The sequence below is a fragment of the Virgifigura deserti genome (genome assembly GCA_003576685.1).
Taxonomy (GTDB): domain Bacteria; phylum Pseudomonadota; class Alphaproteobacteria; order Dongiales; family Dongiaceae; genus Virgifigura; species Virgifigura deserti.
The window spans coordinates 240,542-252,709 of the sequence record QOZR01000006.1 but is presented as its reverse complement, the minus strand read 5'-3'; the positions used below and the strand labels follow the sequence as shown (position 1 = coordinate 252,709).

The following is a 12,168-nucleotide window of genomic DNA, read 5'->3' as shown; positions in this document are numbered from 1 at the left end:
TTTTTTCCCGCCCGGATTTACCGTTGACGATCGATGAGGCGAAGACTGCATGTTTGATGATCCGGGCGACGAAGCCGCAATGGTGCGTCTCGAGGACGTTCACCTAAAACTGGCAAGCGCAGGGGGCGAGGTCAATATTCTGCGCGGCATCGACCTGTCCGTCCGCGCCGGCGAGACGGTGAGCGTCGTCGGTCCGTCGGGCTCCGGCAAGTCGACGATGATGATGGTGATCGCCGGGCTGGAGCGGCCAACCGCCGGCCGGGTGACCATCGCCGGACGGGCCTTGGGCGCGCTCGGCGAGGATGATCTCGCTTTGTTCCGCCGCGATGCCATCGGCATCGTCTTTCAGGCGTTTCACCTGATCCCGACGATGACGGCGCTGGAGAACGTCGCCGTGCCGCTGGAATTCGCCGGCCGGCGCGATGCCTTCGCGCGGGCGGCGGCCGAGCTGAAGGCGGTCGGCCTGGGTCACCGCCTCGACCATTATCCGGGGCAGCTGTCCGGCGGCGAGCAGCAGCGCACCGCGCTCGCCCGCGCCTTTGCGGTCGAGCCGCGCCTGCTGCTGGCCGACGAGCCGACCGGCAATCTCGACGGCGAGACCGGCGGCCACATCATCGACCTGATGTTCGCGCTGCAGGCGCGGCGCGGGACCACCCTGCTACTGATCACCCACGATCCCGCCCTGGCCGCCCGCTGCGGCCGGACCGTAAAGCTGGTCGACGGCCGTATCCTCGACGAGAGCGATGCGGATTTTGCCGTGACTCGCGCGGCTGGCGCGGATGACTGAACATTCGGGGCTTCGCCGCCCGTCCTCGTTCTGGCCCCTACCGTTGCGGCTAGCCCGGCGCGAGCTGCGCGGCGGCCTAAAGGGATTCCGGATCTTTCTCACCTGCCTCATGCTCGGCGTGGCGACGATCGCCGCGGTCGGCTCGGTCGCGGAGTCGGTGACCGCCGGCGTCGCCGCCGATGCGCGCCGGCTACTCGGCGGCGATGTCGAGCTGCGGCTGCTCTACCGGCCAGCGACGCCGGAGCAGACGGCGTTCCTGGCCGAGGCCGGCGTCGTCTCCGAAACTCGCGAGATGCGGGCCATGGCCCGCCCCTCGGAGGGCGATGCTGCACGCGACCGGCCGATCCTGGTCGAGTTGAAGGCGGTCGATTCCGCCTATCCGCTCTACGGCACGGTCCGACTGGCGCCGGACCGGCCGCTGGCCGCCGTGCTGAAAGCCGAGGGCGGCGTCTGGGGCGCGGCGGCAGACGCCGATCTGGCCGAACGGCTGGATCTGGCGCTCGGCGACCGGGTGCGCGTCGGCGAGGCCGATTACGAGCTGCGCGCGATCATGGAGACGGAGCCCGACCGCGGCACCGACATCTTCACCCTCGGCCCGCGTCTGATGGTCGCCCTCGACGGTCTTGAGGCGACGGGGCTGGTGCAGCCGGGCAGCCTCATCTCTCACTACTATCGCGTGCGGCTGCCGGCGGACGCCTCAGCAACCGCACTCATCGATGCCTTGCATGCGCGGTTCCCGAACGCCGGCTGGCGGGTGCGCGACCTGTCGGAGGCGGCGCCCGGGGTGAAGCGCTTCATCGACCGCACCGCCCTGTTCCTGACCCTGGTCGGCCTGAGCGCGCTGCTCGTCGGCGGCGTCGGCGTCGGAAATGCGGTGCGCAGCTATCTGGACGGCAAGACGGCGACGATCGCGACCCTGAAATGCCTGGGTGCGCCGGGCCGCCTGATTTTCCGCCTCTATCTGACGCAGATCCTGCTGCTGGCGCTCGGCGGCATCGCCCTGGGGCTGCTGATCGGCGCCTTGGCGCCGGTCGGCGTCGCCGGATTGCTGAGCGAGCATTTCGGACTCCAGCTCCGCCTGGGCCTTTACCCGGAACCTTTGCTGCTCGCGACCGCTTTCGGCCTGCTGATCGCCTTGGGCTTCTCGCTCTGGCCGCTGGCGCGCGCTCGCGACGTTCCGGCGGCGAGCCTGTTCCGCGACGTGGTCGCCCGGGTCCGGCGCTGGCCGCGACGGCGGGATCTGGCGGTCATGGCGGGAGTCGGGTTGGCGCTGGCCGGCCTCGCGATCGTCACGGCGACCGACCGGCGGCTGGCCGGCTGGTTCGTCCTCGGCGCCGCACTCTCGCTGATCGCCTTCCGCCTCGTCGCGCTGGCGGTCGTCGCGGCGGCCCGGAGGGCAAATCGACCCGGCCGGTCGCGGCCCGCCACGCTGCGGCTGGCGCTTGCCAATCTGTACCGGCCGGGGGCACCGACGGGCAGCATCGTCCTGTCACTCGGCCTCGGGCTGACGGTGCTGGTCGCGGTAGCGCTGATCCAGGGCAATCTGGCGCGCCAGATTCGCGACACCCTGCCCGACGCGGCGCCGTCCTTCTATTTCATTGATATCCAGCCGCAGCAGGTCGAGGCCTTCGACACGCTGGTCGCCGAGCGGCCCGGCACCGGCGAGCTGCAGCGCGTTCCGATGCTGCGCGGCCGGATCGTGGCGCTGGACGGCGTTCCGGTCGATCAGGTGACGCCGCCGCCGGACATCGCCTGGGTGCTGCGGGGCGATCGGGGCATCACCTGGTCGGTCGCGCCGCCGCGGGGCAGCCGGATCGTCGCGGGCGACTGGTGGCCGGCGGACTATGACGGTCCGCCGCTGATCTCGATCGACGCCGAGATCGCCCGCGGCCTGGGCCTGCAGATCGGCGACACGATTACGGTCAATCTTCTGGGCCGTGAGATGAGCGGCACGATTGCCAATCTGCGCGAGGTCGACTGGTCGACGCTCGCCATCAACTTCGTCATGGTCTTCTCGCCTGGCATCCTGGAAGGGGCGCCGCAGACTCATATCGCCACCGTCCGTGCCGATCCCGCAGCGGAGTTGGATCTGCAGCGGGCGGTCACCGACGCCTTCCCCAACGTATCGGCGATCCGCGTCAAGGAGGCGCTGGAGGCGGTCAACCGGATCCTCGGCGCCGTCGGCAGCGCGGTTCGCGCCACCGCCTCGATCACCCTCGTCGCCGGCATTCTGGTCCTGGCGGGCGCGATCGTCGCCGGCCACCGGCGCCGGGTCTATGACGCCGTCGTGCTGAAGGTTCTGGGCGCGACCCGGCGCGACATCGCCCGCGCCTTCCTCCTCGAATACGGGCTTCTCGGCCTCGTCACCGCCGCGATCGCCGCCGCGATCGGCACCGCCGCCGGCTATTTCTTCCTGACCGAGGTGATGGAGAGCGATTGGGTCTTCCTGCCCGGCGTGGTCCTCGCCACCGCGCTCCTGAGCACGGCGATCACGCTGGGCCTGGGCTTCGTCGGAATCTGGCGCGCTCTCGGCGCCAAGGCCGCGCCGTTGTTAAGGAATGAGTGAGTCCGTTTCCGCCTGTGACGGCGTCGATGCGTCACCTCCACCCTGGCGCCACCTCCTCGACCCGAGGATTAGCGATCAGCCGACCAGCCGCCAAGCGCCGTCCGGCATCCGGCATGCGGTGCCGACAACCTGCTGGGACTGGCCGTTGATGACGGCATCGGTCCGGTATTCGCGGCAGACGGTTCCGTCGCGCTCGAAGGTGCGCAAAGGCGTGACCTCATAGCTGCCGCCATCCGGACTGCGCCAGACGACGGGCCGCTCACTCGGGGCATATTCAAGCATCTGGCCGACGCAGGCCTGATCGACCTGATCCATCGCGCGGCCTATGCTTCCGCCGACCAGCATGCCGACAATGGTGCCGCCAATCGTCGCAGCCGTGCGCGTGTCGCCCTTGCCGACCTGCGAGCCCAGCACACCGCCGGCCACACCGCCCAGCGCGCCGCCGATCAGATCCCGATTGCAGGCGAGCCCTGGCAGCCCCGGAACCGGGCCGACCGCGACCGGCAGGCCGCCGATATGGACCCCGACCGGCCCGGGCATGACGTATCCGCGCCGATGCTTATCGCCCTTGCACTTGACCTTCTCCTTGTGCTTGCCCCCTTCGATTTCCAGTTCGTACTCGCAGTCGCCATAGCCATATGCGCTGCGGCCGTGACCGCTCTCGTCCTTCCAGGGATCGGCCCAGGCCGGTGCTCCGAGGGCCAGGGTCACGGCCAGAACCGCCATCGTTGCGCGCATCATCTCCTCCACGGTGGCTTGACGCTCTCATCCATACACAAGATAAGCACCCGGCGGCACCTGATAGCGGAGAACACCACAGGATCCGGGTGGTGGTTGCTGGCCCGGCGGACGATCCGGATACCAGATTCGGCAAGAGCCCGGTGGTGGCATATGGCCGGGCGGAACGCCGATTTGGCGCGCCGGATGGCTCCCGGGCTCGGCGATCACCGCACAGCCGGCCAACGCGGCGAGCATCAGGCTTGCGATTCCGCCGCGCCATGCGGCCTTCGTCTCAGTTGGTATCATCAATTTCCACCGACATGGCCATTGGCCTACCCTGGTTCTCGACACAGCTTGTCCGCGGCAACCTGAATGCTCGATGAACCGGACTGGTCCATGTGCTGCCGCTCCGCGTCATCCTGGCGATGTCCGATCCTCTGCTGCGATCATGCCTGCACCAGATCCTTCTCTTTGGCACAGAGAGGCGGCCCGTCAACGGCGCCTGGACGCGTATGTGAGCTCGCGTCGTTCTTCACATCGCCCGGCCGGCTATGTCAAACAGGTGGCAACGCGAGCCCGGCAGATGGACGCGGATCCGATCGCCGACGGCGATGCGCGCCTCGCCGTCAGCGATCGCGATCAGCTGCATATCGGAACAGGCCAACACGACATGGGTTTGCGCGCCGAGCCGCTCCACTCGCGTGACGTCGGCGTCGAGCGTATCGGCGGCCGGCGCGGCATCGCCCAGCAGCAGATTCTCGGGCCGGATGCCCAGGGTCACTGGGGTGAGGCGCTCGGGCGGCCGGCCTTTGATGCGCACCCTGGCAAGCGCGCCCTGCGGCAGCGCGACGAGAACGGCGCCGTCGACCTGACCGAGAATCCGCGTCTCATAGAGATTCATCGGCGGCGCGCCGAGAAAGCTGGCGACGAAGAGGTTCGCCGGACGGTTATAGATGTCGAGCGGCGGCCCGGCCTGCGCCACCCGGCCACGGTCGAGCAGCACGACATGGTCGGCCAGGGTCATTGCCTCGACCTGGTCGTGGGTGACATAGATCATCGTCGTGCCGAGCGCCCGCTGCAGGCGCGTGATCTCCGCCCGCATTTGGGCGCGCAGCCGCGCATCGAGATTGCTGAGCGGCTCGTCGAACAGATAGACTTGGGGCTCGCGAACCATGGCGCGGCCCATGGCGACGCGCTGCTGCTGGCCGCCGGAGAGCTGCCGCGGCCGCCGCGCGAGCAGATCGTCGATCTGCAGCATCTTCGCGACCTCGCGCACGCGGGCATTGATCGCGGCCCTGCGCATGCCGCTCATCTTCAGGGCGAAGGCCAGGTTCTTGAACACCGTCATGTGGGGATAGAGCGCATAGCTCTGGAACACGATTGCGACGTCGCGTTCGCGCGGCGACAGGTCGTTCACCAGGCGTCCGCCGATGCGGATCTCGCCGGCGTCGGCCTCTTCCAGCCCGGCGATCAGGCGCAGGAGCGTGGTCTTGCCGCAGCCCGACGGCCCGAGCAGCACGGTGAGCCGGCCGGCCGGCGCGTCGAGATCGATGCCGCGCACCGCCGGCGTCCGGCCGAAGGATTTCTCGAGTCTGCGCAGAGCGACGTCGGTCATCGGACCTGATTTCCCCTCACCCTCGCACGGCCCCGGCGGTGAGGCCGGCGACGATCCGCCGCTGGAATAGGAGCGCGAGCAGGACGACCGGCGCGGTGACGATGACCGAGGCCGCCATGATCCGGCCCCAGGGCAGCTCGTAGGGACTTGCGCCGGTGATCAGCGCGATCGCGACCGGCACCGTCCGCGCCTCGTTCGTCAGCGTAAAGGTCAGCGCGAATAGGAACTCGTTCCAGGCGATGATGAAGGCGAGAAGGCCGCTGGTCGCCATCGCCGGCATCATCAGCGGCAGGAAGATTCGCGTGACGATGGTCCAGGGGCCGGCCCCGTCGGCGATCGCCGCTTCCTCGATCTCGCGCGGCAGCTCGCGCATGAAGGCGACCAGAACCCAAACCATGAAAGGCAAGGTGAAGATCATATAGCTGAGCCCCAGGCCGGGTAGGCTGTTATAGAGGCCAAGGGTGGCGATCAGCTCGAACAGGCCGGAGAGGATCGCGACCTGCGGGAACATCGAGACCGACAGCACGGTGAAGAGCAACAGCAGGCGCCCGCGGAACTCGATGCGCGACAGCGCATAGGCGGCGATCAGCGCCACCGCCATCGACAGGGCGACGGTCCCGCCGGCGACCAGCACGGAGTTCAGGATATTGCGGCCGAAAGCCTGCCGCTCGAACACCGCGACATAGTTGCTCCACACGGGGCCGCGCGGCAGATAGTCCACCGTGAACAGGTCGGAGCCGGTCTCCAGCGACGTCACCACCGCCCAATAGACCGGGGCCAGCGCGAAAACGGCGATCGCCGCGATCAGGAGGGCGAAGGCGATGCGCCAAACGGCCTTCTTCACGGCCGTCTTCATCGTTGCCGCACCGCGAAGCCGGGGCGCAGGCCGGCGACATAGGCGACGCTCACCACCCCGACCACGACGAAGACCAGCATCGAGATGGCCGAGCCGTAGCCCACATCCTGGAAATCGACGAGCTGCTGCCGCGCATAGACCGACATCGTCGCCGTTGCCCAGGCGTTGCTGGTCATCACATAGACGAGATCGAACACCCGGAGCGCGTCGAGCGTCCGGAAGATCAGCGCCACCGCGATCGCCGGCCGCAACAGCGGCAAGGTGATGTGCAGGAAGGTGCGCACCGGACCAACACCGTCGACCCGCGCCGCTTCGTAGAGCTGTGCCGGGACCGTTTGTAGCCCGGCGAGCAGCAGCAGCGCGACGAACGGCGTCGCCTTCCAGACGTCGGTGATGACGATGGCGGCCATCGCCGTCTCCCCGCCGGCGAGCCAAGCCACCGGCCCGTCGATCAGTCCCAGCCGCAGCAGCAGGTCGTTCACCACGCCGTAGATGTCGTTATACATCCACCGCCACATCTGCGCCGAGACCACGGTCGGCACCGCCCAGGGGATCAACACGATCGCGCGCAAGGGGCCGCGACCGCGGAAACGCCGGTTGAGGGCCAAGGCGATCACCAGGCCCAGCACCAGCTCGAGCGACACCGAGAGGGCCGTGAACACGAACGTGTTCAAGACGGCACGCCACCAGCCGGGATCCTTCAGCGCGAAAGCAAAGTTCTCGAACCCCACCCAGCGGGCGGAGTCCAGCTCGGGGAGAAACGCGTCCGTGAAGGCGAAGCTGGCCGTCCGGAACAGCGGCCAGCCGGCGACCACGGCAAGGATCGCCAGCATGGGCAGGAGAAACAGCCATGCCGTCCGTCTTCGGCGGGCAGCCAACGCCCGGGTCGCGCGATACGGGGCGACGGTTACCATCCGTCGCGAAACCGAATCCGTTGCAGATGGCGCTCGGCCGCGGCAAGGCCAGTCTCCGCCGTCGTCCGGCCGGCAAGCGTGTCATGCACCACGTTCCAGAAGATGGTGCTGAGCTGGTTGTATCGCTCGCCGGCGATCTGCGATGGGCGGGCCACGGCCGCCTCCAGGATCGGCAGCAGGTCGGCGAGGAAGGGCTGCGCCTTCAGAACCTCCGGGTCCTCGTAGAGCGCGGGGATGGTCGGGTTGATGGCGCCGCGGATCGCCCGTTCCGCCTGCAGCGGCGGACTCGCCAGATAGCGGACGAGATCGGCGGCAATTTCGGGATGGGGCGAATATTTTGACACCGCGAGCCCCGCGCCGCCAAGCGTGCCGCTGTGCTGGCCATCAGGGCGGCCGGCCGGCAGCGGCGCCACTCCGACCTTGTCCTTGACCGGGCTGTCCGGCGCTTGGGCCAGCGCCCAGGCATAGGGCCAGTTCCGCATGAAGACGGCATTGCCCGACTGGAAGACGCCGCGCGCATCCTCCTCCATATAGCCCAGCACACCCCGAGGCGCGATCACGCCGATCCAGGAGGCCACCGTCTCGAGGGCCCGGACGGCCTTCGGATTGTTGACGGTGACGCTCCCATCCTCGGCGAGGATTTGGCCGCCGCCGAAGCTGTCGATCCATTCCAGCGCGTTGCAGGTGAGACCTTCATAGGCCTTGCCTTGAAAGACGAATCCCGTCATTCGCGCGCTCCCCGACGCCCGCTCGGCCGCGACGACGGCGCGCGCCGCCTCGGCAAGCTCGGCCCAGGTCTGCGGCACGGAGAAGCCGTGCGCCTCCAGAAGGTCCTTCCGGTAGTAGAGCAGCCCAACATCGGAGAACCAGGGCAGGGCCTTGAGCTCGCCGTCGACGGTGTTGTTCTCGATGAACACGGGAAAATGCGCCGCGACCGTCGCCGCGTCGACATAGGCACCGAGATCGATGAAATAGCGGCCGAGGATGCCGGGCCAGATGACATCAACCTCGATGACGTCGATGTCGGCGGCGCCGGCCGCCAGAAGCTGCTGAAAGAGGGCCAGCCGATCGGAGGTCGAGCCGGGGCTCTGGACGAATTCGACCGCATTGCCCGTTTCCGCGGCCCAGCGCTCGGCCCCCGCACGACACAGATCGTGGAAGATGCCGACCGCGCCGCAAGCGATCGTGATGGTTGCGCCGATCGCATGCGACGGCCCGCCGCCCATCAGTGCCGCGGAAAGCACCAAGCCGAAAGCGAGGCGCTTAAGAGAGCCTGACATGACCCGTCCACGGTCTGGCTGTTGGATGACGGCTCGCCATCCCGCGCCTCCCTGATTCAGGCGTACGACTCGGGCATCCGGGCGTTTGCCCACCGAGGCATTCCTTAACTACGACGCCTTGCCGGCCGGATCAACCAGCCGAATCGCCGCGGTTTTCCGGTCGGCAGCCTGCGAGAATCGCGCCGGGCAGAACATCGCAAGTTTTGCGGTTTTCCGGGCGAGGTAATTTCTTAATTGAGCGTCTCCTACAATTTCTTTAACATATATTAACCTTAGTTATCGACCCTCCTGGATATATCTCTATTGAGGGAGGCGGCATCTATTGTCGAGGAAACGGAGCTTCTCCGAACGCTTGAACTTTGCGTTTGAACCGGCGGCCGGCGACATCGCCGCGCAGCCACGGCCCGGATGCCCGATCGCCGGATCCCGGCGGTCCTGACCGTGAAGATCGCAATCGATTTCGGCGGCGACGGTGTCAATGGGATGCTGCGCGCGCAGGAGCTTCGGCCGGCCGAGCGCACGGTCTGCGATATCGGTGGCGGAACGATCGGGTTTCTCGGCGGCCGGATCGAACGGCGGGACGGGAACATCCTGGCCGTCGCCGGCCTTCCGATCGGAATGCCGGACGCCTCCGGGATCACGACGTACAAGGATGCCGTCCGCCTGCTGCCGCAATGCGACGGCGCCTTCGTCGCGGTGTTCTGGGATGCCGCCGACCGGAAGCTGGTCGTCGTGACCGACTTTCTGGGTCTGAAGCCGCTTTACATGGAACGGCGGCCGGGCGGACTGCGCCTCGCCTCCGAGACCAAGGCCTTCTCAGGCGCCCCGGACCTCGCCGCCTGGGGCGCGTTCATCGCCTTCGGCCACACCATCGGCGCCCGAACGCTGATGGCCGGCGTCGAACGCGTCCCGCCGGCGACCATCCTGGTCTATGACCCGGCGACCGACAGGCTCGAGACCACCTGCTACTGGCGCTGGCCGACCGAGCGGCGGCGGGTCGACCGGCGGGAGGTCCTCGACGCGCTGCGCCGCAGCGTTCGCGCTTATGCGGATGCCGGCCCGCCCGGCACGCTCTTGTTGAGCGGGGGCTTCGATTCCCGGCTGATCCTCTATTTGCTCAAGGACCAAGGGATTCCGACCCGGGCACTGATCGTCAGCCACCCCGACGAGCTGTTCGACGCCGATGGCCGGTTCGCCCGGGCCATCGCCCGTTCGAGCGGAACCCCCTATCGCAGCATCCACCCTCCCGCCGATTTCTTCGCGACGCCAGGATATCTCGACTATCTGAAGGCAAGCGATGCGGCGACGCCGAGCCTGCATCTGTTCATCGCGCAGATCGCCCAGTTCCTCGAAGAAGAGGGCGCGGTCTGGGAGGGGCTGGTGCCGGGCTTCATCCTGGCGCCGCTTCACCAGCCGCGGGGCGGCTTTCCGGAATATCTGCGGCAGGAATGCCGCAGTCTCGACTCGCCGGCCTGGAAAGCCGCATTCGAACTGTTTCCCGACGCCATCGTGCGGCAGATGCATGACGGCTTCCAAGCGGACCTGAGCCGGGAGATCGCCGAATATCCCAACGATGGTTTCGGCGTGAACCAGTTCGTCATCCGGAACCGCAGCCGGAATCGGGCCGCCATCAATCCGTTTAAGGTGTTCGAGAACCGCTGTCGGGTTTATACGCCTGGGCTGACGCGGGATTTCATCGAGTTGGCCGCCTGCATTCCCTATGACGAGAAAGTCGACGCACGCTTCTACCTGGACCTCATGCACACCTTGTCGCCAAAGTCGCTCGACGTGCCGTTCGTCTCGGGCGCCAAGCTGTACCGCGGGCGTCGACACGCCGCCTATTACATGAATCTGGCGCTGAAACGGGCGGATCGTCTGCTGACGGCGCATCCGCGCGTCGCGCGTCGACTCGGATTCTCCCGAGCGAGGCCCGCCCCTTCGCAATTATGGAGACGGCTCTGGGAGCAACAGGCGAGCCCGCTGCTCGCAGTCGGCTCGACGGCGCAACCGGCACTGTCGCCGACGGCCGAGAAGCTGCTGTTCCACTGCCTGGCATGGCAACAGGTCCATGCCGGAGCCGCTTGGCCGGTCGTCGATAGCGAGGCACCCGCCGTCGCGGCGTCGATGGCAACGACCGGCTAGCCCATGCGCTTCCGTTTCGACCCGGTGCCTCATTGGCCGCTGCTCCTGTCGGCCTGATAACTCCATCTCAATGGCTTTTAGATTAGAATTTGTTCTTTGACTGTCTTGCATCCACCAAGGCTTAGGGAAATCTGCCAGTCTGCCATGAGCCGCACAATTGCAATCCAGCCTGATACTGTCCGCCACAAGAACGGCGAAGAGCAGTCCTTTTCCGCGCGTTGGGTCGAGCTGGCGGAGCAGATTGGAATTCAGGCTAGGATGGTGGATGCGTTCGCGCCCGACTTCTTTCAACAGATCGTAGGCTGTGACGGGTTTCTCTGGCGATTCGGCTACCCTAAGCTGCCGCGTGCTTTTGCAAAACGGCTGCTGCCAGCTATCGAACATGGCATGGGCATCCCGGTCTTCCCTGACTGGCGAACGGCTTGGCATTTCGAGGATAAGATCGCGCAGTCTTACCTCCTAGAAGCGGCAGGTATCCCGATTCCGCGCACATGGGTGTTTTGGCGGCCCGAGGATGCGATTGCCTTCTGTCACGGGGCAGCATACCCGCTCGTTATGAAGCTCTCTTATGGCTATCAGTCAGCGAACGTACGCCTGCTGCAGCGTGCGGAAGAGGCGACGTACTGGGTGCAACAGATGTTCGGCCCCGGGATCAAGTCCGTTCAGATGCCTACCGGCGCGCGTGCGAATAAGTACGTACGGCGATTCCTCACGGCGGCTCGAACGCTTGCAGGTAGAACGCCGCTCGACAACTCAGACAGTGAGTTGCAGCAGGGCTACGTTCTCTTTCAAGAGTTCCTGCCGGGCAATGAGTTCGACACGCGGATCACGATCATCGGCAACCGTGCCTTCGGCTTTCGCCGGTTCAACCGGCCGAACGACTTTCGTGCCAGCGGCAGCGGCCACATAGACTGGGACCCGAAAGAAATCGACATCGAAGCGGTGCGGCTCGCGTTCGACATCGCGCAACGATTTCAGACCCAATCGGTCGCCGTCGATGTCTTACGCCGGGGCGCGGAGCCCGTTATAGCGGAGATCAGCTACACCTATGCGAGCTGGGCGTTGCGCGACTGCCCAGGACACTGGATGCTACGCGGAGATAATCCCGAAACAGGAGAGCTGGAGTGGGTTGAAGGGCAAATGAGGCCAGAGGACGCTATCTTCGAGGACTTCATTGCCCGGATTCGATTGCACTCAACAACGGCGATTTCTGTTGCATCTTAAGGACGCCCCGAAAAGCTGCTGAAGTCCGGTCGAGCAGGCTGCTCGCCGCCCGTGACAACGGGGT

At 66.7% G+C, this 12,168-nt stretch carries 9 protein-coding genes; 4 read left to right on the top strand and 5 right to left on the bottom strand.

The window, feature by feature from the left end; translation table 11 throughout:
* Window positions 1-49 precede the first annotated feature (49 nt).
* Window positions 50-787, top strand: a complete 738-nt coding sequence (locus tag DT069_RS12770; RefSeq protein WP_425450197.1) for an ABC transporter ATP-binding protein — start codon at window positions 50-52, stop codon at window positions 785-787.
* Window positions 780-3,353: an ABC transporter permease gene (locus tag DT069_RS12765; protein WP_119460679.1), complete on the top strand. Its 2,574-nt coding sequence runs from the start codon at window positions 780-782 to the stop codon at window positions 3,351-3,353. The genes DT069_RS12770 and DT069_RS12765 overlap by 8 nt, the downstream gene beginning before the upstream one ends.
* Window positions 3,354-3,428: 75 nt before the next feature.
* Here the strand turns inward: DT069_RS12765 and DT069_RS12760 are convergent, their stop codons facing one another.
* The 5 genes from DT069_RS12760 to DT069_RS12735 form a co-directional block, all read right to left on the bottom strand.
* Window positions 3,429-4,094, bottom strand: a complete 666-nt coding sequence (locus DT069_RS12760; RefSeq protein WP_119460678.1) for a glycine zipper 2TM domain-containing protein — start codon at window positions 4,092-4,094, stop codon at window positions 3,429-3,431.
* A gap of 511 nt (window positions 4,095-4,605) precedes the next feature.
* The gene (locus DT069_RS12750; protein ID WP_119460676.1) at window positions 4,606-5,688 is read right to left on the bottom strand and encodes an ABC transporter ATP-binding protein; all 1,083 of its coding nucleotides are present in this window, start codon (window positions 5,686-5,688) and stop codon (window positions 4,606-4,608) included.
* 16 nt (window positions 5,689-5,704) lie between these two features.
* Window positions 5,705-6,532 carry a carbohydrate ABC transporter permease gene (locus DT069_RS12745; RefSeq protein ID WP_425450196.1) on the bottom strand — a complete coding sequence of 276 codons (828 nt, stop codon included), beginning with the start codon at window positions 6,530-6,532 and terminating at the stop codon, window positions 5,705-5,707.
* Window positions 6,533-6,540: 8 nt separating this feature from the next.
* A complete protein-coding gene (locus tag DT069_RS12740) occupies window positions 6,541-7,458 on the bottom strand; it encodes a carbohydrate ABC transporter permease (RefSeq protein WP_119460674.1) in 918 nt (305 codons plus the stop codon).
* The gene (locus tag DT069_RS12735; protein WP_119460673.1) at window positions 7,452-8,738 is read right to left on the bottom strand and encodes an ABC transporter substrate-binding protein; all 1,287 of its coding nucleotides are present in this window, start codon (window positions 8,736-8,738) and stop codon (window positions 7,452-7,454) included. The genes DT069_RS12740 and DT069_RS12735 overlap by 7 nt, the downstream gene beginning before the upstream one ends.
* A 408-nt stretch (window positions 8,739-9,146) precedes the next feature.
* On the opposite strand from DT069_RS12735, the gene DT069_RS12730 reads away from it, so the two are divergent.
* Both DT069_RS12730 and DT069_RS12725 read left to right on the top strand, forming a co-directional pair.
* The gene (locus DT069_RS12730; protein WP_119460672.1) at window positions 9,147-10,880 is read left to right on the top strand and encodes an asparagine synthase-related protein; all 1,734 of its coding nucleotides are present in this window, start codon (window positions 9,147-9,149) and stop codon (window positions 10,878-10,880) included.
* Window positions 10,881-11,024: 144 nt separating this feature from the next.
* Complete coding sequence (locus DT069_RS12725; protein WP_119460671.1) at window positions 11,025-12,104, top strand: ATP-grasp domain-containing protein; 1,080 nt, start codon at window positions 11,025-11,027, stop codon at window positions 12,102-12,104.
* Window positions 12,105-12,168 lie beyond the last annotated feature (64 nt).